Origin of the sequence: Desulfarculus baarsii DSM 2075 (genome assembly GCF_000143965.1) — a bacterium.
In the GTDB taxonomy this organism is placed as follows: Bacteria; Desulfobacterota; Desulfarculia; order Desulfarculales; family Desulfarculaceae; genus Desulfarculus; species Desulfarculus baarsii.
The window spans coordinates 699,071-725,176 of sequence record NC_014365.1; the positions used below are offsets into that span (position 1 = coordinate 699,071).

Consider the following 26,106-nt stretch of genomic DNA (forward strand, 5'->3'; position numbering starts at 1 on the left):
CTCAGGCCTCCGTCTCCATTTGGGCAATGGCCGCGCGCCGCAGCCGGAACCACGCCCCCCAGGCGGCCAGGGGCGCCAGGATCAGCGTCTCCCAGACGGCCGCCTTGATGTCGTGCCAAAACACCGCCATGCTCAGGCCGCGTTTGACGTCGAGAAAAACCCAGTTGTCGGTGCGGAAATACTCCGCGCTGAAGGGCCAGAACAAGGGCACGCCGTGGGGCGGCAGGGTGTCCAGGGTCAGGTAGTCGACCAGCACATGGCTGGCCCAGACCATGAACCCGGCCCAGGCCCACCAGATCGCCGCGCCGCCGCGCCGTCGGCCGATCAGGGCCATGGCCAGGGCGCACAAAAGCGCCGCGCCCAACGAATGGCTGGCCCCGTGGTGCCAGGCGGCCATGTCGCCGCTGAGCAGGCCGGGGATGAAGTCGAGGTCGGGCAGGACGGCCAGCGCCGCGAACAAAGCCAGATCGGCGCGGGGGCCGATCAGGTCGTGGCGGCCGGTGGCCAGCGAGCCCAGCGCGACGCCGGCCAGGGCGTGACCCAGGGGCGTGGCCATCAGCGCCCGCCCATCTGGGCCAGGGCCGCCTGGAAGACCTCTTCGTAGCGCCGGCCGCCGGCCTCCCACGTAAACAGCTCGGCCACCCGCTGGCGGGCCGCCTGGCCCTTGGCCTTGCAGGCCGCCGGATCGGCGAGCAGGGCCAGGATGGCCTTGGCCAGGCCGCTGGGCGTCTTTTCCGTGGCCAGCGAGCCGGTGTCGCCCAAAAAGGCCCGGTTGTTGGCGTTGTCAAAGCAGGCCACGGGCAGGCCGCCGCCCATGTAATTGATGATCTTGCCGCTGGCCTCGCCGGCCACGTCTTCCTTGGGGTCGACGGCCACGTCGCCGATGGCCAGGTAGTCGGGCAGCTCGAAGTAGTCCACCTGGCCCATGAACTTGACGTGTTCGGCCACGCCCAGGCGCTGGACCAGGGCCTGGCTGTGCTCGACGGGGTAGCCCACCACCAGGAAAAAGGCCTCGGGCGCGCCGGCCAACACCTCGGGGATGGCGTTGAAATAATTATCCGTGCCCTTGCTGGCCAACAGCGCCCCGGTGTAGAGCACGATGGGCCGCTGGGGGGCGATGCCCAGTTCGGCGCGCAGGTCGCGGCCCTTGGCCCCGTCGAAAAAGCCCATGTGCACGCCGTCGATGATGGTGTGCACGCGGCTGTCGGGCAGGCCCATGGTCGAGCGCAGAAACTCGCCCACGTCGACATTGGAGCCCACGCACTGTTCGCTGCCCCGGGTGATCCATTTCTCCACCGCCCAGAACAGCGGCCGCACCAGGGGCATTTTGTTCAGCCAGCCGTAGGAGTCCAGCTCGCGGGTCAGGCTGCCCTGGACGTCGAAGACCACCGGCAGCTTGCGGCCGGTGAGCTTGCGGGCCAGCAGGCCGATGAAGGCCCCCTCGTGCAGGTGGCCGTGGATGACGTCGGGCCGGAAGGCGCCGATGGCCTTGATGGTTTCGCGCAGCAGCAGCCAGTCCAGATAAAACTTGCCCATGGCCGGGCCGGCTTCGAGCTTGTCATACCAGCCGACGTTTTTGGTGCGCCGGGTGGGCACGCCCTCGATGTCGCGGCCCAGGTGATAGGTCAAAAGCAGCACCTCGTGGCCGCGCCGTTGCAGGGCCTGGATCTCGCCCAGGATGCGCATGTGGCAGCCGCGGTCGGCGAAAAACGGCGTGGGGGCTATGCCCAAGATCTTCATGACGGTCTCCGGCCCGAGGGGTTGGCGCGATCGGCTGGCGGCCGTTGGCGCGGGGAGCCGGCCCGGGCCAGCCAACCATGGGCTTTACAACGAAAAATTTCAAATCAGGCGCGGCGGCGGCCCGTTTTTACAGGTAGCCCTCGCGCACGTACCATTCGTAGGTTTTGCGCAGGCCCTCGTCGATGCCGACCTTGGGCTGGTAGCCCAGCTCGCGCTTGGCTTTGCCGATGTCAAAGGCGCGGTTTTGGCGATACCAGTCCACGCGGCGGGGGAAGATCGGCGGGGCCACGCCAAAGGGCTTGCAGAGCTTTTCGCAGACGTGGCCCGCCGCCACCACCGGCCAGACCGGAAAATGCGGAATGCGCACGGGCTTGCCCATGGCCTTGGCCACGCGGGTCACCAGCTCCTCGATGGGGTAGTATTGCTCGTCGGCGATCAGGTAGGCCTGGCCCAGGCCCTTGTCTTCTTCTTGGGCCAGCAAAAAGGCGTCGATGAGGTTGTCGATGTAAAGCGGGTGATAGAGGGTCTTGCCCGAGCCGAACATGGGGAAAACGCCCTTTTGCACCCGGCTGTAGATCATCCAGAAGCGCTCGGGGTCGCCGGGGCCGTAGATGGCCGCCGGCCGCAGGATCGTCGCCTTCATGCCCGCGTCGATGAAGGGCCGCAGGGCCACCTCGCCGTTGTATTTGGTCTGCTGATAATAGTCGGCGGCGTTGATGGGCGCGTTTTCGTCGGCCGGCGGGCGCTCGACGTTGCCGTGCACGCCGCAGGTGCTGCAATAGATGAACTTGCGCACGCCTTCGTCCTGGGCGGCCTGGGCCACCAGGCGCGCGCCGCCTTCGTTGACCTGATCGTAATAGTTGCGCGGCACGTCCATCTCGCGGAAGGCGGCGGCCAGGTGATGGACCACCTCCACCCCGCGCATGCAGCGGCGCACCAGGGGCTCGTCGGTCACCGAGCCGATGACCACCTCGGCGCCCATGTCGCGCAGGGCCTGGGGCTTGAGGCCTTCTTTGTTGTCCAGGGCCACCACCTGATGGCCCAGCCCCAGCAGGCGCTCCACCAGGGCCGCCCCGGTGAAGCCGGTGCCGCCGGTTACCAGAATCTTCATGCCGAGCACTCCCCCGGCCACGGGCCGCCGCCGGCCCGCGCCGCCATATGGTCGAGGCCGCCGGGCGCGGCCTTGGCGCGATCGTTTCGCCGGACGAGCCGGGCCCACGGCCGCCGGCCACGCCGGCGAAACAGCCCGTCCAAAGGCTACATCCTACTGGTTTGCAACGATTTTGGCAAGGGGCGTTGGGCCGTCCGCGCGCCCCACGGTCGGGCCGCGCGGGCGGGTGGCGGAATCAAAGCTCGCTTTGCACCACGTGGAAGCACAGCGTCGAGGCGGTGGTGCGGCTGCGGCCCATGTAGAGCATGGCCCCCAGCCACAGCCCTTGCAGGGCCAGCAGCATCCCCGGCCGCCACAGCGCCGCCAGGCCCACGGCCAGCGACGGCGGCGCGGCCGCGCCGGGGCCGAAGATCAAGGGCATGGCCAGGCCGTAGGGGATGGTGGCCAGGGCCATCCATTGATAGGCGCTGATTCTGCCCTCGCCGCGATAGTCGCTACGCAGCGTCTCCGAGAAAAAACGCCACAGCCCAGAGACCGTCACCGCCAGCCACACCACGTATTGATGCAGGCCCAGCAAAAACATGTACAGGCAGATCAGCCCGCAGCCGGTCAACACGATGGAGGTCACCGCCTGGATCGGAAAGACCGGCCGGTCTTCCCAGCCGCTTTCGTAGGCGATCTTTTTGGTGTGGCCGTGAAACACGAAACCCCGGCCGGCCATGATCCTTTGGGCCCAGGCCGGGCATTGGTCCAGGGGCTTGCCGTAGCAGCAGCCGAAACTGATGCATGCCAGCCGGCCCAGGCCCTCGCCCACGGCGTAGGCCGTCAGCAGCGCGGCCAGGGCCGTGGTCACGTTGAGGCCCGCGCCGCCGGGCAGGCAGTAGGCCGCCAGCAGGCACAGCCACGGCGCGATGATCAGCCCCACGAACGAGGCCCCGCCCACCGTGAAGGTGGCCGGCTTGTGCTCGACCCAGCGGGCCACCAGCCGCGAGGCCGGCGCGCACGCCGACAACAGCGGCAAAACAAACGCCGCCACGCCCAGGTCGCTGACCCCGGCCGCCCGCAGCATCAACACCAGAAGCGCCGCCGCCGTGGCGTAGGCCGTGGCCGAAAAAAAGCCGTAATAGGTGATGTTGAGCCCGCGCCAGGCCCCGCCCGGCTCCTTGGCCAGGGGCACCGAGGCCAGAAACTGCCAGCGCTCGCCGGGCAGATGCCGGCAAGCCCAAAACAACAGCCCGCCACAGAGCGCGGCCAGGCCCAACACGAACAGAAGCTCGTTCATCGATTTTCTCCGAATTTGCCGGCCCCATTGGGGGCGATGGCCGTGGCGATGGCCGAACGCACGGCCACGTCCACCTCGGCCAGCGGCGCGCCAAAACCCAGGCTGAAACGGCTGGACACGTCGAGGCGGCGTTGGGCCGCCAGCAGGTCGGCGGCGAAACGGGCCCGCCCGGCCTGGAACAGCAGCACCACCGTGGAGCTGCCCGGCCGGAACAAGCTTTTGGGCGCGCCCTTTTCCACGAACAGCCCCGGCGTGAGCGGCTGGGGATCGTCATAGCGCCGGGCGCTGTAGCAATCGACGATATCGCCGACCATCAGGGCCACCACCTCGACCATGGCCACCAGCCCGCAACCCGTGCCGCCGGGCTGATCGGTGTCGATGACGCTGATCAGGCGGCGGTTTTTGGAAAAGGGCGTGACCATGCGCACCACCGCCCGGGGGTTGCACGAATGATGGTCGCCCTCCAGGCCATAGCAGTCGATGACCCGGCCGGCCACGGGGGTGTGGTTGTAGTGATATTTGTCGGGCGTCAGGCGCAGCACCGCCCAGTCGCCATCGGCGAAGGCCCGTAGCCAGCGGGTCTTGCCCTCGCCCAGCAGCTCGCGAAAGTCGAAAAATTTATCCTTGAGAAAAAGCATGCTCTCGCGCTGGAGCGAGCCCAGCAGGATGCGCGCGTCCGAGGGCGAGACGATGGCCGCCGGGTCTTCGGGCATGGGCCGGCAGCGCCAATAGCGGATGCGCCGCTCGAAGACCTTGCGGGCGGTGTCGAGGCCCTTGGGGTCGTCGAGGCACTCGGCCGGGTCGACGCCCAGGGCCCGCAGCATGGCCGGGCCCGATTTCAGGCGCGAGCCCAGCACGGTGTCGTAGTTCAGGTAGCCCAGCGCCTCCGAGGCCCGGGCGCTGGTCAAGGCCTTGAAGGCGCGTTGGGATTTTTCGCGCAGGCCGTTGTAGACGCAGCCGATCAGGCGGTCGGCGAAAAGTCTTTCCTCGCAAACGCGGCCGCTGTGGCGTTCAATGTATTGATGCGGCGTCCGGGACATGGGCGTCCTCCGGGTTGGCGTGTCGGGCTTGGCGCGTCCGCTCCAGGCCCAGGCACAAGACAAGCAGGTTGATCAGGCGCAGGGCCTCGGCCGGGGGCAGTTCGTCGGCCAGCAGCCTGGGCCGCAGGGCGGCCACGATGGCCCTGGGGTCGCGGCCGGCGCAGGCGTGGCCCAGGGCCCCGGCCCAGCGCGGGTCTTGGCTGGCGACGCTCAGGCGTTCGGGGGCCAGGACGCCCTCCAGGTGATCCATGGCCTCTCGCAGATGGCGCAGGCGCAGGCCGCCGCGATAGTATTCCTCGGCGGCGGCGTTGAACTGGCGCGGCTCCACGGCCAGGGGGTCGCTGGCCCCGATCTGGGCCAACGCGCCCCGGACAAGGCGGCCGGCGGCGGTGTGGCGCGGGTCTTCCAGGCGGCGGGCCAGGTCGTCGAGGACGTCCTCCAGGCCCATGGATTCGATCAAGGCCGCGCCCTCGCGGCGGATCAGGCGCAGCAAGGCCTGGCGGTATTGGGCGTGGCGCACGCGCAGATAGCCCGGATAGCGCCGGCTGGGCCGCACGTCGCGCACGTCTTCCTGGATCATCTTCAGCAGCAGGTTGCCGCTGTCGGCGCGCACGAAGAATGTGGGCAGGCCGATGGCCGCGCCGAAAAATACCTGCCGGCGCTCGCTTTCGGTCTGGGGGTCGTCGGGGATGTGGGCGTGATCGAGCAGGCCGCCGGCGATGAACTTGAAGGCCAGGGCCGTCAGCAGGCATTGCAGGCCGACGGCCGGGGCCAAGTCGCCATCCAGGCTGGGGAAAAGGCTGTAGTGCCGTCCCTCGAATCCCGAAAAGCCCATCACCGCGAACTGGCGCTGACGATGCAGCAGATAGGGCGGCATGCGCTGGTCGAAAACGCCCATCTGGGCCAGGTCCGCCTTGAGGCGCTCCAGGTTGCCCAGACTGCCGTCCAGGGCCGGGCTGCTGTGGGTGCTCATCACCGCGGCCAGATAATCCAGCAGGCGAAAATCCGGGGCCAGATCGCCGCGCAGGCCAAAGACGGCGGCCAGGGCCCGGTCCAGCCACGGCGGGCCAAAGGGCGTCAGGCGCAGGCCAAAGGGCCGCGCCTTGAGCGAGGCCTTTTTGCGCCAGCGCCGCCAGATCATGCGCAGGTGGGTGTAGTCCAACTCGTAGGGCAGAAAGCCCAGCACCCGCTCGGGGTGAAAATCGGCGAAACCCAGCCGGTAGGGCGCGGCGCTGTGCACGCCCACGAACAGCGGCAGAAAATGCTCGATAAACTTGGTGGCCAGATCGCCCAGATATTTTTCCTGGGCCGCGCCGAAGGCGCCGCCGCCGGCCAGGGCCGCGCTCAGGCGCTTGCTGCCCAGGGTGACGTGGACGCCGTTGTTGGCCAGGCTGATGTTGGAGGCGTTGGGCAGGACGACCAGATTGTTGGTGATCACGCCGGCCTCGCGCAGGCGGGCCACGGCGTTGAGCTGAGCCCGGCTGAGCACCTCGTGGCACAGGTGCATGTAGCGATGCTTGTCCTCGCCGCGATCCCAGCCCGACAGGCAGGGGTTCATGAACAGCTCGCGGTAGAAGGCGTCGGTGATGCACTCGTTGAGCCGCTTTTGGCGCACGGGCGGGTGGGGCGCGAAATAGACCGTCACCCGCTGGCCGCGCTGGCCCAGGCCCATGGGCCCCTGGGCGTGGATGGTCAGCAGGTGGGTGAGCAAAAAGCGCAACGCCGTCTCGCGGGCCACGGCCCGGCCCATGCCCTCCCCGGGCGTGAGCGTCGAGACGTAGAACGAATATGTCTCGGGCGAGGTGTTGTCGCTGAGAAAGTGCTCGCACAGGCCCAGGCCGGCCTGGCGCAGAACCTCGGGCAACTCGGCTTGGCGGCCCACGGCGTCGGCCAGGGCCAGCTTGAGCAGATAGCTGACCGGCACGCGCAGCATTTCCTCTTCGCCATCCCTGGCGAAAAAGCGGTGGGCGTCGCCGCGCCGGCCGGCGGCGGGGTCGGCCTTGTCGGCGGCCAGGTCGGCCTCCAGCACTTGGCGGGCCAGGGGGCTCAGGGCGGCCAGGGGCAGGCGCACCCACGAGTTTTCCCAGACGCCGTCAGGGTTGTCGGAGAGCCATTTTTCCAGGTCGGTGACGACTTTCTTGGGCAGTTCACCCCGGTCGCGGCGCTTGACGATGTTGCGGAAATAGTTGGACTGCTCGATCGTGCGGGGCAGATCCACGTCCTGGCGCGCGCCGCTGACCACCGCTTGCAGTTCGTTTTCACAGCCGCAGGTGGCGTCGCCGGCGGCGAAGGGCGTGGTGGCGGCCAGTCGTTCGGGGGTGGATGCGTCGACGCCAATGGCGGCCAAGGCTTTGGCCGGCGGGTCTTTGCGGCCGTTGGCCCAGCCGCGCAGGGAAATCGTCTTCATGAACGCCTCGTGGTTTGCGGGCGGCCCGTCAAGGTCGCCGATTGAACCACTTTAGCAAGGCCGGCGCGGCCATGAGCGACGGCCAGGTTAACAACCGGTGGACAATTCGTGACAAACTCCACCGCTGGCGCTATCGCCTCCGCCGATGGCCAAGGGCCGCATGCATCTTTCTTAACTATTTTTCATCACCGCCGCCGCCGTCTAGAATGCCATGGGATTATCTATCACTAGTATAGGAGTATCTGATGGCTTCTCCGTATGACGCGATGTGGCAAGAACTGGGCCTGGACCTGGCGGCCCACGAGCAGCTTTTGCAGGTGCTGGGCGGCGGTTATCAGCAGGTTTTCCTGGGCCAGCCAAACCGGCCGGCGGGCATGGATTATTTCAACTTCGTGATGAGCGAGGTGCACGGTCTGCGGGTCAAGGAGTTGGTGGAGGCCCAGGCCGCGGGCAAGAAGGTCATTGGCTCGTTTTGCGTGTTTGTGCCCGAGGAAGTCGTGCGGGCCACGGGGGCCACGCTGGTGGGCCTGTGCACGGGGGCCGATTTCGCCGCCGAGGAGGTGGACAAACTCCTGCCGCGCAACACCTGCGCGCTGATCAAGAGCGCCTTTGGCTTCAAGCTGGGCAAGATCTGTCCGTTCATCGAGGCCGCCGACATGATCGTGGGCGAAAACACCTGCGACGGCAAGAAAAAGGCCTACGAGACCATGGGCAAGATGGTCCCCAACCTTTACGTCATGGACCTGCCCCAGGTCAAGAGCGACCAGGGCCGGGCTCTGCTGAAGGCCGAGTTCGCGCGTTTTCTGAAGGCCGTCGAGGACTTGACCGGCGTGACGATCGACGCGGCCAAGTTGAGGGAGGGCATGCGCATCGTCAACGACAAGCGCAAGGCCCTGGCCCGCCTCAACGCCCTGCGCGCCGCCGATCCCGCGCCGATCTCGGGCCTGGACGCTCTGTTGATCAACCAGGTGGCCTTTTACGACGACCCGATCCGCTTCACGGGCAGCGTCAACGCCCTTTGCGACGAGTTGGAGGCGCGGGTGGCGGACGGCCAGGGGGCCATGGAAAAGGGCGCGCCACGGGTGTTGCTCTCGGGCTGCCCCATGGCCGTGCCCAACTGGAAGCTGCCGTGGATCATCGAGCAGGCCGGCGCGGTGATCGTGGGCGAGGAGTCTTGCGTGGGCGAGCGCGGGGCGCGCAACCTGGTCGATGATTCGGGCCAGAGCGTCGACGAGCTGCTGGAGGCCCTGGTCGATCGTTACTTCCAGGTGGACTGCGCCATCTTCACGCCCAACCCCCAGCGCCTGGCCCACGTCGAACAGATGGCCGCCGCCTACAAGGCCCAGGGCGTGATCCACTATTGCCTGCAATTCTGTCAGCCCTACCAGATGGAGGCCCTGCCCGTCGAGCAGGCGCTCAAGGCCCAGGGCCTGCCGGCGTTGCGCCTGGAGACCGACTACAGCCAGGAAGACGCCGGCCAGTTGCAGACCAGGGTCGAGGCGTTCCTGGAGATGCTGGAGAAATAAGCGGCCGAGCCGCGCGCCGGGATTCCGGCTGGGCGGCCCAAGCGGGTCCGTGGCGGCGGGCCTCGCTTGGGCCGCCCGGCTTTTTTGAGTGACCACTTGACAGCCGACGGCCGGAAAAATATTATTTGAGTAAGCACTCAGCCGTCGGTCGTTCGGCGGCTAGCGCTTCTCCGGCGCCGGCAAGGTCCTGTTTTTCGCGCCAGAAAAATGAAGCTTCAACGATGAGCAAACCGATTTCACGCAAGCAGGCGATCAGGGCGGCGGCCATCGAGCTGTTCGCGGCCAAGGGCTTTCAGGGCGCCTCCACCGCCGAGGTGGCCAAGCTGGCCGGCGTGTCCGAGGGCACGATCTTTTATCATTTTCAGACCAAAGAGGGCATCCTGCTCAGCCTGATCGACGACATGTTCGACGGCTACGTGGCGGTGATCGGCCAATCCATCGCCGAGGCCGCCACGGGTCTGGAGGCCATCGAGTGCTATTTGCGCGGCCACCTGCGCCATGTCGAGGAGCGCTGGAACGAAATCTCGCTGTTGATCCGCGACGTGCCGCCCAGCTTCAAGGACGACGACTCGCCCCAGCGGGCCCACGTGCTTTCGCGCATCGCCCAGTTGGAGGCCTTGATCGTGGCGGCCATCGAAAAAGGCCAGATCGACGGCTCCATCCGGCCCTGCGACCCGGCGGCCATCGCCCGGATCCTGCGCGGGCGGCTCAAGGGCCTGACCAGCATGATGGCCCTGGAAAAATTTTCCATCACCGAAATGTCGGACGAACTCTGCCAGTTCTGCCGGCGCGCCCTTGCCGCCCGGGCCTGAGGGCCGGCGTTTTATCCCGTCGCCGTGGAGAAAGACTTTTTTCGATGAGCATGATCGGCAAAAAGATGATCTGGCTGATTTTCGTGGCGTTGACGGCGGCGTTTCTGGCCGGCTGCGGCGGTGAGGAGCAAAAGGCCGAGGTCAAGGCCCGGGGCGTGCCGGTGATCACCCAGCCGGCCACGGCCCGCCAGGTGGAGGACATCCTGCGGCAGGTGGGCACGCTGGATTCGGCCATGCGTTCGACCATGCGCGCGCGGGTGGACTCCAGCGTGGTGCATTTGTCCTTCCAGGAAGGGGCCAGGGTCAAGAAAGGCGACGTGCTGGTGCGCCTGGATGACGCCAAGATCCTGGCGGCCATCGACAATCTACAGGCCGGCATCAAGCAACTGGGCGTCAAGCTGGCCTTCCAGCAAAAGACCCTGGAGCGCAACCGCCAGTTGCTCAAGCGCTCGGCCATCGCCCAGCACCAGTTCGACAGCCTGGAGTCCGACTTCCACCAGACCGAACTGGCCATCACCCAGGCCAAGGCCGATCTGGCCCGCCAGCGCGAGATGCTGGCCGACACCGTCATCAGCGCGCCCTTTGACGGCGTGGTCGGCGCGCGCACCATCGCCGTGGGCGATTATCTCAAGACCGGCGACAAGGTCGTCACCGTCGTTGGCCTGGACCCTCTGGAGGTCGGCTTCAACGTGCCCGAGCGCTACAAGCCCAAGCTGGCCCTGGGCCACAAGGTCCACGTGCAGGTGGCCGCCGAGGGCGATCGGCTCTTTGATGGCGAGATTTTTTTCATCGCGCCCATCGTCGATCCGGCCACGCGGTCTTTCCAGGTCAAGGCCCGCGTGGGCAACCGTGACGGTCGCCTGAACCCGGGCATGTTCGCCAACGTGCGCCTGGTGGCCGACGTGCGGCCCCAGGCCGTGACCATCCCCTGGACGGCGGTGATCGTCACCGAGGAGGGCTCCTACGCCTATGTGGTCGAAAACGGCAAGGCCAAAAAGGTCGTGCTGAACCTGGGCCAGGTGACCCACGACTGGGCCGAGGTGCTGGACGGGGCCATCAAACCGGGGGACGAGTTGATCGTCGAGGGCAAGTTCGCCGCCCGCGACGGCGCGCCGGTGGTGATCAAGAACCAAGGCCAAGAGAAAACCTCGCCCGCCGGGCAAGCCAAACAGGGGGCCTGACCCATGTTCCTGCCCAATTTTTCCATCCGGCGGCCGGTGGCGGCCACGATGATCATCGCGGCGCTGGTGGTCTTTGGCCTGATCGGCATCAGCCGGCTGGGCGTGGCCCTCTACCCGGACGTGGATTTTCCCATGGTCACCGTGACCACGGTCTGGGAAAACGCCATGCCCGAGGAGATCGACAACCAGATCACCGACAAGCTCGAGGACGCCATCGCCGGCGTCAGCGGCATCAAGCACATCACCTCCCAGAGCATGCAGGGCAAAAGCACCATCACCGTCGAGTTCGAGCTGGGCAAGGACGTCGACGTGGCCGCCCAGGAGGTGCGCGACAAGGTCTCGGCCAAGCTCTACGACCTGCCCGACGACATCGAAACGCCCGTCATCAACAAGCTCGACATCAACGCCCAGCCCATCATCTGGCTGGCGGTCACCGGCCAGCAGGCCATCGAGAACCTGACCAAGCTGGCCGACGAGCAACTGCGGCCGATGTTGCAGCGCATCATGGGCGTGGGCGAGGTGCGCGTGGGCGGCGCGCGGGCCAAGGAAGTGCACTTGCTGCTCAATCGCCAGAAACTGGCGGCCTATGGCGTGGGCGTCGACGAGGTTTCGCGGGCGGTGAAAAGTCAGCACGTGGAGCTGCCCGGCGGCAAGATCGAGTCCAAGGACGACGAGTTTCTGATCCGCATCATGGGCGAGTTCGCCAGCCCCGAGGCCTTCAACGATTTGATCGTGACCTGGCGCGACGGCCATCCCGTGCGCCTGCGCGAGCTGGGCCGGGCCGTCTCGGCCCGCGAGGAAACCAGCGCCGTGGCCCGCTTCACCACCAAGGACGGCGCGGAAAAGACCGTGGGCCTGGGCATCTCGCCCCGCTCGGGCGCCAATCAGGTGGAGATCGCCCAGAACGTGCGGGCCATGCTGCCCCAGATCCGGGCCATGGTGCCCGAGGGCGTCAAGATCCACATCGCCTCCGACTCGACCAAGTTCATCGAGGACTCCATCGCCGAAGTGCGCGAGCAGCTCTTTCTGGGCGGCGTCATCGCGGCGCTGGTCATCTTCGTGTTTTTGCAGAACACCCGCACCACCATCATCAGCGCCCTGGCCATTCCCACCTCGATCATCGCCACCTACGCCTGCATGTACTGGCTGGGCTTCACCATGAACAACATGACCATGCTGGCCTTGGTCACGGCCGTGGGCTTGGTCATCGACGACGCCATCGTCATGGTCGAAAACATCTTTCGCCACCGCGCCGAGCTGGGCAAGGGGCCCTTTCAGGCGGCCTACGAGGGCTCCCACGAGATCTCCTTCGCCGTGGTGGCCACGACCCTGGCCTTGTCGGGCGTGTTTTTGCCGGTGGCCTTCATGGGCGGCATGGTGGGCAAGTTTTTCTACGAGTTCGCCGTGACGCTGGCCTTTGCCGTGGTGGCCTCGACGCTGGTGGCCCTGACCGTGGTGCCCATGCTCTCGGCCCGTTTCCTGACCGTCTCGGAGAGCCGTTCGCGGCTGTTTGGCGTGTTCAACGACATGATGAACTGGCTCTCCAGAACCTATCGGCCCATGCTGGCCTGGGGCCTGCGCCACCGGCTGAGCATGGTGGCCCTGGGCGTGGTCGCCCTGCTGGTGGGCGGGTTCTTGTTCAGCCTGCTGGGCAAGGAGTTCGTCACCGAGGACGATCAGTCGCGCTTCATGGTGCGCCTGGAGACGCCGCTTTCCTACTCCACCAGCAAGACCGACGAGTTGCTGCGCCGCCTGGAAAAAGAGCTGATCGTCCTGCCGGCGGTGGACCACTTCTTCTCGGTGGCCGGCTGGAACGGCGCCAACAAGGCCATCGCCATCGTCGAATTGGTGGGCAAGAAAGAACGCCCCCTGACCCAGGCCCAGGTGCAGGGCCAGGTGCGCAAGCTCACCGAAGAGCTGCCCGACGTGCGGGCCAGCGTCTCGCCCATCGGCATCTTTGGCGGCATGGCCCGCAACGAGGAGATTCAGTTCGTCATCCAGGGCCCGGACATCGCGGAGCTCGACCGCTTCTCGCGCCAGATCATGGACCGCCTGGAAAACACCCCCGGCTACGTGGGCATCACCCGCGACCTGGAGATCGGCAAGCCCGAGGTGCGCGTGCTCATCGACCGCGAACGCGCCGCCGACCTGGGCGTGAGCGTCAGCGACATCGCCACCGCCGTGGCCTCTCTGCTGGGCGGCGTCAAGATCGCCGACTACAAGGAGGGCGGCAAGCGCTACGACGTGCGCGTGCGCCTGACCGAGCGCCAGCGCCTGCTGCCCCAGGACGTGCAACGCATCTACGTGCGCGCCGCCGACGGCAAGCTCCACGACATCAGCGGCTTCATCACCCTGCAAACCGGCGTGGGCCCCAGCGTGATCAACCGCCTCGACCGCAGCCGCTCGGCCACCGTCTACGCCAACCTTAACGGCAAGCTGCTGGGCGACGCCCTGCCCGAGGTCAGGGCCATCGGCCAGGAGATCCTGCCCGAGGGCTACAACAGCAAATTCGCCGGCCGGGCCGAGAGCTTCGACGAGACGGTGGGCTATATCGCCTTTGCCTTCATGTTGGCCATTTTGCTGACCTACATGGTTCTGGCCGCCCAGTTCGAAAGCTTTGTCCAGCCCTTTTCGATCATGGTGGGCCTGCCGCTTTCGTTCATCGGGGCCTTTGGCCTGCTTTTGCTTTTGGGCAACACCTTCAACCTGTTTTCGATGATCGGCCTGGTGCTGCTGGTGGGCCTGGCCACCAAAAACGGCGTGCTGCTCATCGACTACGCCAACCAGATGCGCCAGGCCGGCATGGGCGTCCACGAGGCGCTGATCGAGGCCGGGGCCACCCGTATGCGGCCGATTCTGATGACGGCCGTCTCGACCATCGGCGGCGTGATCCCGGTGGCCCTGGGCCTGGGCGAGGGCGCCGAAAGCCGCCAGCCCATGGCCGTGGCCATCGCCGGCGGCATGCTCTCCTCGACGGTGCTGACGCTTTTGGTGGTGCCGGTCATCTATTCCTATATGGACCAGATGGTCAACTGGCCGCCGCTCAAGCGCTTCCAGGCGCGGATCATGGCCAAGCGCCGCGGCCAGCAAGCGCCCGTCGGCGGCGACCAGCCGGCCGCCTGATTCCGGCCACGTCAAACCTTGCCGCCGCCCGGGCCTTGCCGCCGGGGCGGCGGTTTTTCGTGGCCGACGGGCGCGGCCTCGGCCCGCGCGATCATACGCCAATGTCGGTTTTTACGGGCGAAGTCACGCGCAAGTATGTTTACACGCCATTTTGCCCGCCAAAGAGGCCTCTGGCCAAGGCACGGTTCTTGCTGCGATAATCGGCATGGACAGTCGCCTCATAGAAGCCGAGCTCCAGGTGCTCCACGAAATATCCAGCATCCTGGGCAAGGCGCTCGACCTGCAACGGGCCCTGGAAATGGTGCTTTCGGTGCTTTCCGAAAAGCTGGCCATGAAACGGGCCACGGTGACCCTGCTGGACAAGGCCGGCGGGCGGTTGCAGATCCGCGCCTCCCACGGGCTGTCGGCCGAGGAGCGCGGCCGCGGCGTCTACCAGATGGGCGAGGGCGTCACCGGCGAGATCGGCCGTAGCGGCCAGCCCTTCTGGTCGCCCGACGTCAGCCTAGAGCCCAAGTTTCTCAACAAGACCCAGTCGCGCCGGCTTGATAAGGAAAAGCTCGCCTTCGTGGGCGTGCCGGTGGTGCTGCGCGGCCAGGTCATCGGCGTGCTGACCGTCGACCGCCTCTTCGACGCCGACGTTTCGGCCGAGGAGGACATCCGTTTCCTGAGCATCGTGGCCCAGATCATCGGCCAGTTCGTGCACCTCAACCAGGAGGTCGAGGCCCGCGAGCGCACGCTGCGTCGCCAGAATATTCAGCTAAAACGCGAGGTTTCGGCCACCTACAACGATTTTTTCATCATCGGCCGCAGCGAGGCCATGAAGCGCGTGCAGCAGATGATCAGCCGGGTGGCCCCGTCGATGGCCTCGGTGCTGTTGCTGGGCGAATCGGGCACGGGCAAGACATTGGTGGCGCGCATCATCCACGAACTGAGCCTGCGCGCCGAGGGGCCCTTCATCAAGGTCAACTGCGCGGCGCTGCCGGGCAACCTGCTGGAATCGGAGCTGTTCGGCCACGAGAAAGGCTCGTTCACCGGGGCCCACGCCGCCAGGGCCGGCCGTTTCGAGGAGGCCGACGGCGGCACGGTCTTTTTGGACGAGATCGCCGAAATGCCCCTGGAGTTGCAGGCCAAGCTGCTGCGTTTTCTGCAAGACAAGGAGTTCGAGCGCCTGGGCTCCAGCCGCACCATCAAGGTCGACGCGCGCATCGTCGCCGCCACCAACCGCGAGCTGCCGGCCATGGTCGACGCCGGCTCGTTCCGGGCCGACCTCTACTATCGGCTCAACGTCTTTCCCATCCATATCCCGCCCCTGCGCCAGCGGCCCCAGGACATCGAGATCCTGCTCAGCCATTTTCTCGACCGCAACTCGGCCAACTACGGCCAGAGCCTCAGCGTCGAGCCGGCCGCCCGCCGCGTGCTGTTGGATTATCCCTGGCCCGGCAACGTGCGCGAGATGCAAAACATCATGGAGCGCCTGGCCATCATGAGCGAAAACGGCCGCATCACCATGGAGACCCTGCCGTTGTTTTTGCACTCGGCGGCCAGCCCGCCGCCCCAGGCCCCATCGCCGGCTCTGGCCATTGCCGCCAGCGGCCGGCCCAAGCTGTGGGAGATGGAAAAAGACCAGCTCCTTCAGGCCCTGGAGCGCAACCGTTGGGTGCAGTCGCGGGCGGCGGCCGAACTGGGCATCACCCTGCGCCAGATGGGCCATCGGGTCAAAAAATTCGGCATCGACAAGCTGGTCAAGCAGCGGCGGTCCCAGCTCCTGGGCAAATCATGAAAAAACGCCGCCGGCCCGTGACGAACCGGCGGCGCGATTATCGGGCGTGATTTTGGCTCAGGCCAGGTCCAGCAACGACTTGACCTTTTGCATCTTGCCCTCCAGGTCGCCCTGGCGGCCGATCATGATGCGTTGGGCCGTGGGCGGCCCGGCCCCGTGCATGGACTCGATGAGGTAGGCCACCGAACCCGCGCCGGCCACCAGGTTTTCGATGAAGCGCAGCACCTTGAAGCGGTCCTCGACGGCCACGCCGTCGGCGGCCTTGAGGTACTTGCGGATGTAGGGGCCGGCCACCGGGTCTTCCAGGTCGGCCGCCGCGGGCATGGTGCCCAGCAGGCCGCCGCCGATGTCGGTGGCCAGGCGGGCCAGCTCGTAGGGGAAACGGGTGACGTTTAGCTTGCAGACGTTGGCCAGCAGCATGTCCACCAGATAATTGCCCGAGGCCGTGGGCTGGCCCATGGCCGAGCAGGCCAGGCCGCAGGAATAGAGCGTCTCGTTGAGGTGGATCATCTCGACGAGCTTTTCGCGGATGTGGCTGGCCGCGGCCACGCCGTTCATCTGGGCGGCCAGGGCCGCCGCGCCGATGAGCAGATCACCCACGCCGACCTTGCAGCCGCCGTAGCTCTGGCGATGGTAAGAGGCGAAGCGCTCCACCAGCGTGCCCGAAAAGGCCGTCTCGCCGGCCATGAACACCCGCTCCCAGGGCACCAGCACGTCCTCGAAGACGGTGAGCACCTCTTGGCCGCCGAACTTGGGATTGCCCACGTCCAGGCGGCAGGATTCGAGCTTGCGGGTGTCGCTGGTCTGGCGGCCATAGATGTAGCGCACGCCGGGGGCGGTGGTGGGCACGGCGCAGCAGACGGCCCAGGGCTCCTCGCCGGGTCGCAGGCTGATGGTGGGCATGATGAGGATCTCGTGGGAGTTGAGCATGCCCGTCTGGTGCAGTTTGGCCCCGCTGATGATCACGCCGTCCTGGCGGCGCTCCTTGATGCGCAGGTACATGTCCGGGTCGGTCTGATCCTTGGGCCGCTTGCCGCGGTCGCCCTTGGGATCGGTCATGGCCCCGTCGACGACCAGGTCGTTCTTTTGCACCCAGGCCCAATATTCCTTGAAGCGCTGGTGATAAGCGGAGCCCGTGGCCGCGTCGATGTCGAAGGTGCTCGAATAGACCGCGTTGGCCGCGTCCATGCCCACGCAGCGCTGGAAACAGCAGCCGGTGAGGTTGCCGCAGTGACGCTGCATGCGCACTTTGTTGACCAAATCCTGGGCGCTTTGGTGCAAGTGGGTGAAACGGTTGACTTCTTCGTTGCATAGCGGCGAAATGACGCGGAAGAGGTCTTTGCTTTGGGGATCGTGGGCGCAGTCGTAGGTCTGGGCCACCGCGCGCATGGACGGCTCGACCAGGGCGTGGCTGGTCAGCCCGCCGGCCGCTTGGCCCATGACGTGGGCCTTGAGGTCGAGCTCCTTGAGTGACTGGATATATTCGTCACCGGTTTTTAACGCCATAAAAGCCTCTCGTTTTTTTTGTGCTGCCCGCCAGCGGTCGCGTGGGCCGGGGTGGCGGCCCGCGCGCGGCGCGGCGGATCAGAAGTGATATGTTGGCATTATTCCATGAAATGGCATGGTTGGGCCAGAGTTTTCCTGGGCGGCGCGCGGCGGATTTAGCATGGCTGATCCATGGGAAATTTTCCCTATCAAATCGATATTTTATCGAAAATACCTATTGATGATCAAACACCTATCGCAATTAGCTATTTGATTGCCGGACGCCAGGGGCATATAGAAAATAGTGAAAAAAGACATTAATGCGCCCGGTCCGCGCCGCTGGCGCACCATGTCAGGCAAGACATCGAAAACACTACAAATCGACGAAGGCATCCGCCGCGGCGGGCGCTTTCGTGAAACACGTTATTCACCCGCGCCCATTTTGAAGGAGGTCTCCATGGCCGACGTAGCCAAGCTGACCAAATTGCCCCCCGAGGTTGCCGACCGCCTGAAGGCCTTCAACCTTAATTACTGTTTGACCTGCGGCACCTGTAGCGGCGGCTGCCCCATCACCGGCACGCCGGGCATGGAGGGCTGGGACACGCGCAAGGTTTTGCGCATGTTGGTCTACGGCATGGTCCAGGATGTCGTCGACAGCAAGTTTCCCTGGCTGTGCACCGGCTGCGGCCGTTGCGCGGCGGCCTGCCCGATGGACATCGACATCCCCTACATCATGGGCTACATGAAGCATCTGCGCGCCCGTGACCAGGTGCCGGGCATCATCCACAAGGGTTGCCAGAACAACATCGACACCGGCAACAACATGGCCATCCCCAAGGAAGACTATCTCTTCAACATGGCCGACATGGGCAAGGAACTGGCCGCCGACGAACTGCCCGGTTTCTTCGTGCCCGTCGATCGCCAGGACGCCTCGATCCTCTTCTTCCCCAACTCCAAGGAAGTCTTCAGCGACTACGAAGACATGATCTGGTGGTGGAAGATCTTCTATGCCGCCCGCGAAAAGTGGACCATCCCCAGCGAGAACTGGGAGGCCGTGGATTGGGGCCTGTTCACCGGCAACTACGAGGCCACCAAGCTCTTCGCCCAGCGCAAGATCGACATGATGAAGCAATTCAACATCCAGCGGATGATCATGCCCGACTGCGGCGGCGGCTCCTACGGTTGCCGCGTGGGCATGAAAAACTGCGCGCTGGAGAGCCCCGAGAACAAGATCAACAGCATCTATCTGTTCGAGTATCTCAAGGAGATCATCGAGCAGGGCCGCATCAAGCTCGACAAGAGCGTCCACGCCGGCAAGGTCTTCACCTGGCATGACAGCTGCAAGCACGGCCGCGAGCTGGAGCGCCACTTTGGCCACGGCTACTTCGAGGAGCCCCGTTGGGTCATCCAGCAGTGCGTCGACGAGTTTGTCGACATGGAGCCCAGCCGCATGAACAACTACTGCTGCGGCGCCGGCGGCGGCATGTGGCCCATGCCCTACGAGGCCGAGAGCGCCTGGCACGGCCGCAAGAAGTACGAGCAGATCAAAAACTCCGGGGCCAACGTGGTGGTGGTGGGCTGCTCCAACTGCCACGACCAGATCATGAAGCGCCTGCCCAAGTTCTACACCGACTACAAATACGAGGTGAAGTACATCTGGGAAGTGGTGGCCGACGCCCTGGTCATCGACCCCTACACCGAGGAAGAGATCGCCGCCAACATGGCCGAGGCCGCCGCCCAGTGGGAGCGCCTTGGCATCGAGATCGAAGACGAAGACGACGACTGGACCCCTCCCGAGGAGTAGCATCCTCGGATCGATCGCCGACGGCGGGGGCCCCCCACGGGGCTCCCCGCTTTTTTCAGGCGGTCGCCCGCGCGCGGCGACCGATAAATGCCCGCTGGCGCTTCCGTGGCGGTTGTGGTATTTATCTCACGAGTTGGCGGCTGACGACAAACGTCGGCCGTCGTTGTTCGTGGGCCTGCCCGTATGCGCACGAAATCTATGACCGAAGCCAAAGCACATCCGTCGCCATGGCTCCACGTCGCCGTGGCGATCATGCTGCTGACGCTGGCCATCTTTTGCCTGGGGCCCGACAATCGCGCCGTGGCCGTGGACGGCCTGCGCGGCGGTTCGGGCGTGGACGTGACCCTGGCCCCTGGCCAGGGCCTGGAGCTGGCCTTTGTCCACGACGAGCCGCTGGACGGCCAGTGGCTGCTGGTGGCCCTCACCCAACAGGACGGCCAGGCCCGCTCGCTGCGCTTGGCCGATGCGGCGCAAGCCACGGTCAAGCCGTGGAAAATAGAGGGCAAACGAGCCTTTTTTCTTTGCCCGCAAGGCCTGGCCGGCCCGCTGTGGCTGAAAAACGCCGGACCCCAGGCCATCGAATTGGCCAAGTATCAGGCCCGCAACTATCGCGGCCGCAATTCGCATTTTCCGCGGGTGACGATTCTGCTGCCCGGCCACGACCAACGTGGCAGCCAGTGGGCCTGGTGGCGGATTCCGCTGCTGGCCGCCCTGGCCCTGATCATGGGCCTGGCGGCGGCTAGCGCGCCGGGACGCTGGCCCAGGCGACTGGCCCTGGCCCCGCCGGCGGCGGCCTGCCTGGCCGCGGCGCTTATGCCTCTGGCCGGCGGTCGGCTGCTGCTGGCCTACGACGCCTATCTGCTGCTCGCCGGGCTGGGCGCTGGTTTGGCCGTGGCCGCGCGCCTGCCGCGTTGGGCCGGCTTGGCCTGGCCTTTGGCGGTGCGCTTTGGGCGCTGGGCGCGGGCCTGGCGGCCGTGGGCCAACTGGCGCCTGCCCCAGGGCCTGATGCTGGCGCTGGTGCTGGCCATCGTCTTCGCGCCGGCGGCGCTGCTGCCCAACCCCGGCGTCAAAGTGCCCTTCGACCGCCAGTGGCTCGACGAGCTGAACCAGAAACGGCCCTACGTGGTGGCCATCGGCAACTCCATGACCGGCTCGCGCATCGACGCCCCGCGCCTGAGCCAGCTCCTGGGCGGTCGGCCGGTCGAGCTGAAATGGTACGCCGGCACCAGCCAGCGCCTGTGGTACCTGATGTTTCGCTATTACGTCTGCCAGGCCCGGCACAAACCCAAGTATGTGATCATGATGTTCGGCGACTATGACATGCCCTGGATCAGGCGCGGCTTTGTCAACGAGTGGGACCGCCGCCAGATCGAGAGCATGACCCCCGACAGCATGGATTTCGATCCGCTGTTCAAACAGCGCTGCCTGGATGACCCCAGCCCCCGCGAGGCCCTGCACATGGCCCTGCGCCGCTGGCTGGGCGTGTCCAACTATTCCTTCGAACTGACGGAATGGCTGGCCGACGCGGCCATGCGCCTGACCGTGCCGCCGCCGTGGGTCGACGCCTACCCAATGGAGTTGCGCGCGGTGCACTGGCGGCGCGCCGTCAACGGCCGTTTTGACCTGGGCCACCTGCGGCCGGGCGTGTTCAATCCGCCGCCGCCTGGCCCCAAGCCCGACGCCAACTTGGCCGCCACGGCCCTGCGCGGCAAGTCGTTCCTGCCCGAGATTGCCCGCCTAGCCAAGGAAAATGGCGTCCAGTTGATCTTGCTGCACTTTCAGCACCGCCGCTTCAACGCCTTCCACGGCCAGCGCCAGCCGGACGACGTGAGCAAGGTTGTGGCGGCTGTTGCGGATTTTTGCAAGAAAAACGGCATATTATATCACGACTTCCTCTACGACCCCAACATCACCGAAGATCTTTACAGCGCGGGCGACCACATCGGCTATGACCATCGCCGCACCCGCTGGACCGAAAACATGTTCAAGCGCATCGGGCACTTCTTCAAATGACGTTCAATAGCCTAGACTTTTTGGCCTTTTTCGCCATCGTCCTGACGGTTTACTGGCTGTTGCCCCACCGTGGGCAGAACGTCTTTTTGCTGGTGGCCAGCTATTTTTTTTACGGTTACGTCCACCCTTGGTTTCTGGCCCTGATCCTGGCGGCCACGGGCGTAAACTATCTGGCCGCCCTGGCCATCGAGCGCTGGCGCTGGCGGGGAAAACTCATCCTGACGGCGGACCTTGTCGTCAGCCTTGGCGTGTTGGGCGTTTATAAGTATCTGGATTTTTTCATCGATAACGTCGCGGCCCTGCTCAGCCTGGCCGGCCTGCCCACCGCCGAAACCACTTTGCAGATATTTTTGCCCGTGGGCATTTCGTTCTACACCTTCCAGGTCATCGGCTACACCATCGACGTTTATCGCGGCAAGCTGCAAGCCCGGCGCGATTTTCTCGATTTCGCGCTGTTCGTCTCGTTTTTCCCGCAGTTGGTGGCCGGGCCCATCGAGCGGGCCGCCCACCTGCTGCCCCAGGTGGAGCAAAAGCGCTCCTTTAGCGTCGAAAACCTTTACAGCGGCCTGTTGTTGATGATCTGGGGCTTTTTCCAGAAGCTGGTGGTGGCCGACAACGTCGCGCCCATCGCCGACAAGGCCTTCGCCATCCAGGATCCCACGTTCTATCTGCTGTGGACGGGCGCGCTGGCCTTCACCGTGCAGATCCTGGCCGATTTCTCGGCCTACACCGACATCGCCCGGGGCGCGGCGCGGATGATGGGCTTCAGGCTGGTCAACAACTTCGACAATCCCTATTTTTCGCGTTCCATCGGCGATTTCTGGCGGCGTTGGCACATGTCGCTGTCTTATTGGTTCCGCGACTACGTCTACATCCCCCTGGGCGGCAACCGCCACGGGCCGTGGCGCGGGGCGCGCAATATCCTCATCACCTTTCTGCTCTCGGGCCTGTGGCACGGCGCGTCGTGGAACTTTGTGCTGTGGGGCGGTTATCACGGGCTGCTGGTGCTGGCCGAGCGCCTCTACAAAACCTACGTCCCGGCCTTGCCGGCGCGGCTGGGCCGCCTGCTTTTGCCGCTGAAGGTGGCGGCTACCTTCGTGTTGATCGTCTTTGGCTGGATGCTCTTCCGCGAGTCCAACGGCCTGGAGTGGATCGCCACGCATCTGGCCCTCCGCCCGGCGGCCGGCCCGCCCGAGGACGTGGAGATAGCTCAGTACCTGCTGGCCCTGGTCGGCGTCTATTCGTTGCCCCTGTGGCTCAAGGCCGCCTACGCCTGGCTGGAGGCCAAGCTTGGCTCTGGCGGCGGCCCCGGCCAGATGGCCATGCTGACGCGGGCCTGCCTGGCCTCGGCGCTGTTCATGGGCATTTTGATCTTCCGCGGCCAAGACTCGGCCACGTTCATCTATTTTCAGTTTTAGGCCTCGGCCGGCGGTTGGCCCAGGGCTTGGCGGATGGCCGCCGAGAGTTGGCCGGCGGTGACGGGCTTGAGCAGATAGCGCCTGATGCCCATGTTCAGGGCGTCGGCCTCGGAGATCTGGCCGCTGTAGCCGGTGCAGAGGATGACCGGCAAATCCGGCCGCAGGGCCATGGCCCGTTGGGCCAGTTCGGCCCCGGTGATCTCGGGCATGGTGTAGTCGGTGATCAAGAGGTCGAAGGCCGCCGGGTCGGCGCTGAACAGGCGCAGGGCCTCGTCGGCCGATTGGGTGGCCGTCACCCGGTAGCCCAGGCGCTCGAGCATGCGTTTGCCCACGTCCACCAGCGGCCTTTCGTCGTCGACGAACAAGACCGCCTCGCCGCCGCTGGGCGCGGCGCGCTGGGCCGCCTCGTCGGGTGGCTCGGGGGCCGCTTCGGCCAGGGCCGGCAGATATATCTCGAACAACGAGCCCTGTCCCGGCCGGCTGCGCGCCTCGATGGCCCCGCCGTGGCTGGTGACGATGCCATGGGCCACGGCCAGGCCCATGCCCGTGCCGCCCTCGGCCTTGCGGCTGGTGAAAAAGGGCTCGAAAATGCGGGCGAGAGTGGCCTGATCCATGCCCCGGCCGCTGTCGCGCACGCTCAGGCGCAGCCATCGACCGGCCGGCAGGCGTTGGCCCAGGCCCAACTCCACCGCCTCCAGCCCCAGCTCCAACACGCCGCGTTGGCCCTCCATGGCCTGGGCCGCGTTGGTGCAGAGGTTTAGCAGCACCTGATGCATCTGGGTGGGGTCGGCCATGACCAGTTCGTCGGCGGCCTCGACGCGTTGGATGATCTCGATGGTCGCCGGCAGCGACGAGCGCAGAAGCGTCAGCACTTCCTCGAGCACCGTGGCCAACCGTAGCGGCCGGCGCGTTTCGTCGCTGGGCCGGCTGAAACCGAGGATCTGGCGGATCAGGCCCTTGGCCCTGGCCCCGGCCCGCAGCACCTGCTCCAGGCATTGGCGCGAGGAATGCCCGGCCGGCAGATCCTCCAGGGCCAACTCGGCGTAGCCGTTCATGGCCGAAAGTATGTTGTTGAAATCGTGGGCGATGCCGCCAGCCAGCGCGCCGATGGCCTCCATTTTTTGGGCTTGGCGCAGTTGGCGCTCCAGCTTGGCCTGCTGCTCCTGGGCCCGGCGGCGCTCGGTGACGTCTTGGAAGATGCAGGCGAACTGGCCTGGCCGCGGTCGAAAGGCCACCACCTCGAAGTGCTTGTCCAGGGCGGCGGCGTAGCTCTCGAAGCGGGCCGGTCGGCCGGTCAGGGCCACCTGACCGTAGGTCTCGACCCAATGATCCTCGGCCTGGGGCATGATCTGGCGCAGGCTCTTGCCCAGGATGTCGGCGGCCCTGAGCCCGGTCATGCCTTCGAAGGCCGGGTTGACGTCGAGGAAGACATAGTCCACGGGCCGGCCGCCTTGGTCGCAAACGATGCGGTGCAGGGCGAAGCCGTCGAGCATGCCGTCGAAGATCATGCGATAGTTGCGCTCGGAAAGGCGCAGTTTGGTGATGTCGCGGGCGATGGAGACCACGGCCTCGACCTGGCCCGTGGCCCCGCGCTGGGGAAACAGGCGCCAGTTGAAGATGCGTGGCCCGGCCTCCAGGTCCAGCTCGATCTCGCCCTCGGCCGGCTGGCCCAGTCGCAGCACGCGGTCGATTTGCTCTTGCCAGTGCAGGCCCACGTCGCTGTTGCAGGTCAGCTCGGCCATGGTCTTGCCCAGGCGGCGTTGCAGGTCCGCGCCCAGGTGGGGCGCGGCCGCCGGGCTCAGGTAGACCAGGCGGCCCTTGTTGTCCCAGCGGCAGATGACGTCGGCCAGGTTTTCCACCAGGTTTTTGAAGGCCCGGCGGCTTTCGCGCAGGGCGGCCTCGGCCCGCCGCTGGTGGACGATGGCCATCATGCCGTTCATCAAAAGCTGCAACTGCAACACGTCGGCATGACTGTAGTCCTGGTCCTTGTTGGCCATGCCGGCCACGGCGGCGATGCGGCCCTGGTCGATGACCGGCACGTGGATGTGGCGGCGCAGGGGCAGATGGCCGGGCGGAGCGCCGCGCTTGAGGGGGTGGGCGGCGTGGTCGTTGATGACCACCGGTCGCCGCTGGCGCACGGCCTCGGCGCAGATGCCCGATTGGGCGATGGGTTGGGGGCCGAAGGTCTGGGCGTCGAAGATCTGGCAGTCGCGCAGGGCCGTCTCCGACCAGACGCGCCGCGCGAAGGCCGTTTCGTTTTCATCGAGCAGATACAAATAGCCGTATTGCGATTCGGTCAGGCGCACGCCCTCGTCGACGACGAAGTCATAGATCTCCTGCTCGGTGGCTTGGGTCATCTGGCTGAGGCGAAAGAGGGCCTCCAGGCGCATTTCATTGAAATTGGTCGCTTTTTGCGCGGCAAGGCGATCGGATATGTCGCGGAAGGCGCCCAAGGCCACCTGACGGCCGTCCAGTTCGAAGACGCTGGAGCGCACCTCGGCCTGGCCAATGCGGCCGTCGGCCAACTGCAGGCGCAGCAGGACCGGGCCGCGGCTGGGCGGTCGACCCAGGCGGGGGAAGGACAGCGAAAAGTCGTCTTGCCAATCCTCGGGCGGATGCAGCAAGCGCTGATGGCGGCCGATGATCTCGGCGCGCGGCCGGCCGACGAGCTTGGCCAGGGCCTGGTTGCAATCGATGACCACGCCGCTTTGGCGATCGACCAGGGCCAAGCCGTCGGTGGCCTCGGCGAAGACGCGGGCGTGTTTTTCCTCGGAGCGGCGCAGGTCGGCCAGGGCTCGGCGTTCGATGGTGACGTCGGCCGCCAAAATCCCCACGCCGTCGATGCCGCCGTCCCTGGTGAAAATGGGGAAGATCGAGGCCTGATACTGTCGCCGCCGCTCCGGCGGTTGGTCGTCGGGGCCGTCGAAGCGGCAGTCGTGAATGGCCAGGCCCTGGCCAAGGGCTTGGCGGACGAACTCGGCGGCCAGGCGCGATCCGCAGGGCGGGCACTGCCCGACGCCCAGGCCGGGGTGATCGGCCAGCGAGCGGCCGTTGAAGTCGGCCATGGCCTGGTTGGCGAGGATATAACGCGGGTGGTGGTCCAACAGGGCCATGCCCAGGGGCAGGTTTTCCAGGAAAGAACGGACCACGCGGCTCTTGGCCAGGATCGTTCGCACCACCGCGCCGTCGCCCAGGCTGATGGCCTCGAAGGCGCTGAGGAAATCGCCGAAGCTCATCGGCTCGACGAAAGGGGCGGCTCGGTCTTTGCGGTCGGCGGCCATGGCCAATCAACAAGTTGGCGTTTTCGCTGAATCACGGCTGGGCGCCACGGCAAGGACCGACCCGGCCGCTGGGCCACATTGGCCGAATTCTAATACGGCCGCG

General features: G+C 66.1%; 16 protein-coding genes. 8 read left to right on the forward strand and 8 right to left on the reverse strand.

Features of this window, described 5'->3' with window-relative positions; translation table 11 throughout:
• Position 1 precedes the first annotated feature (1 nt).
• From DEBA_RS03065 to DEBA_RS03090, 6 genes are all read right to left on the reverse strand, one after another.
• A complete protein-coding gene (locus DEBA_RS03065; protein WP_013257442.1) occupies positions 2-556 on the reverse strand; it encodes a metal-dependent hydrolase in 555 nt (184 codons plus the stop codon).
• A complete protein-coding gene (locus DEBA_RS03070; RefSeq protein ID WP_013257443.1) occupies positions 556-1,740 on the reverse strand; it encodes a glycosyltransferase in 1,185 nt (394 codons plus the stop codon). The genes DEBA_RS03065 and DEBA_RS03070 overlap by 1 nt, the downstream gene beginning before the upstream one ends.
• Before the next feature lie 127 nt (positions 1,741-1,867).
• A complete protein-coding gene (locus DEBA_RS03075) occupies positions 1,868-2,851 on the reverse strand; it encodes an NAD-dependent epimerase/dehydratase family protein (RefSeq protein WP_013257444.1) in 984 nt (327 codons plus the stop codon).
• A gap of 235 nt (positions 2,852-3,086) precedes the next feature.
• Positions 3,087-4,133 carry a prolipoprotein diacylglyceryl transferase family protein gene (locus tag DEBA_RS03080; RefSeq protein ID WP_013257445.1) on the reverse strand — a complete coding sequence of 349 codons (1,047 nt, stop codon included), beginning with the start codon at positions 4,131-4,133 and terminating at the stop codon, positions 3,087-3,089.
• Positions 4,130-5,173: a phosphatidylserine decarboxylase gene (locus DEBA_RS03085; protein WP_013257446.1), complete on the reverse strand. Its 1,044-nt coding sequence runs from the start codon at positions 5,171-5,173 to the stop codon at positions 4,130-4,132. Before DEBA_RS03085 ends, DEBA_RS03080 begins: the two co-directional genes overlap by 4 nt.
• Entirely contained in the window at positions 5,145-7,580 is a 2,436-nt protein-coding gene (locus DEBA_RS03090) for a hypothetical protein (protein WP_013257447.1), read from the reverse strand. Before DEBA_RS03090 ends, DEBA_RS03085 begins: the two co-directional genes overlap by 29 nt.
• Positions 7,581-7,825: 245 nt before the next feature.
• Here DEBA_RS03090 and DEBA_RS03095 point away from each other — a divergent pair, with 245 nt between their 5' ends.
• The 5 genes from DEBA_RS03095 (at position 7,826) to DEBA_RS03115 (ending at position 16,002) form a co-directional block, all read left to right on the forward strand.
• On the forward strand, positions 7,826-9,106 hold the full coding sequence (locus DEBA_RS03095) for a double-cubane-cluster-containing anaerobic reductase (RefSeq protein WP_013257448.1): 1,281 nt from the start codon (positions 7,826-7,828) through the stop codon (positions 9,104-9,106).
• A gap of 221 nt (positions 9,107-9,327) precedes the next feature.
• Positions 9,328-9,918, forward strand: coding sequence for a TetR/AcrR family transcriptional regulator (locus DEBA_RS16750; protein ID WP_013257449.1), 591 nt, complete (start codon positions 9,328-9,330; stop codon positions 9,916-9,918).
• Between the two features lie 44 nt (positions 9,919-9,962).
• The gene (locus tag DEBA_RS03105; protein ID WP_013257450.1) at positions 9,963-11,099 is read left to right on the forward strand and encodes an efflux RND transporter periplasmic adaptor subunit; all 1,137 of its coding nucleotides are present in this window, start codon (positions 9,963-9,965) and stop codon (positions 11,097-11,099) included.
• 3 nt (positions 11,100-11,102) lie between these two features.
• Positions 11,103-14,222, forward strand: coding sequence for an efflux RND transporter permease subunit (locus DEBA_RS03110; RefSeq protein WP_013257451.1), 3,120 nt, complete (start codon positions 11,103-11,105; stop codon positions 14,220-14,222).
• 205 nt (positions 14,223-14,427) lie between these two features.
• A complete protein-coding gene (locus tag DEBA_RS03115; RefSeq protein WP_013257452.1) occupies positions 14,428-16,002 on the forward strand; it encodes a sigma-54-dependent Fis family transcriptional regulator in 1,575 nt (524 codons plus the stop codon).
• A gap of 57 nt (positions 16,003-16,059) precedes the next feature.
• On the opposite strand, the gene DEBA_RS03120 is transcribed toward DEBA_RS03115, so the two are convergent.
• Complete coding sequence (locus DEBA_RS03120) at positions 16,060-17,508, reverse strand: 4-hydroxyphenylacetate 3-hydroxylase family protein (protein ID WP_013257453.1); 1,449 nt, start codon at positions 17,506-17,508, stop codon at positions 16,060-16,062.
• Positions 17,509-17,944: 436 nt separating this feature from the next.
• On the opposite strand from DEBA_RS03120, the gene DEBA_RS03125 reads away from it, so the two are divergent.
• From DEBA_RS03125 to DEBA_RS03135, 3 genes are all read left to right on the forward strand, one after another.
• Complete coding sequence (locus DEBA_RS03125) at positions 17,945-19,291, forward strand: (Fe-S)-binding protein (protein ID WP_013257454.1); 1,347 nt, start codon at positions 17,945-17,947, stop codon at positions 19,289-19,291.
• 252 nt (positions 19,292-19,543) lie between these two features.
• Positions 19,544-21,304 (forward strand): pterin-binding domain-containing protein, encoded by a 1,761-nt coding sequence (locus DEBA_RS03130; protein WP_013257455.1) that lies wholly within the window; start codon positions 19,544-19,546, stop codon positions 21,302-21,304.
• Positions 21,301-22,722, forward strand: coding sequence for an MBOAT family O-acyltransferase (locus DEBA_RS03135; RefSeq protein WP_013257456.1), 1,422 nt, complete (start codon positions 21,301-21,303; stop codon positions 22,720-22,722). Before DEBA_RS03130 ends, DEBA_RS03135 begins: the two co-directional genes overlap by 4 nt.
• Here the strand turns inward: DEBA_RS03135 and DEBA_RS16755 are convergent.
• Positions 22,719-26,003 carry a PAS domain-containing protein gene (locus DEBA_RS16755; protein WP_013257457.1) on the reverse strand — a complete coding sequence of 1,095 codons (3,285 nt, stop codon included), beginning with the start codon at positions 26,001-26,003 and terminating at the stop codon, positions 22,719-22,721. The genes DEBA_RS03135 and DEBA_RS16755 overlap by 4 nt on opposite strands.
• Positions 26,004-26,106 lie beyond the last annotated feature (103 nt).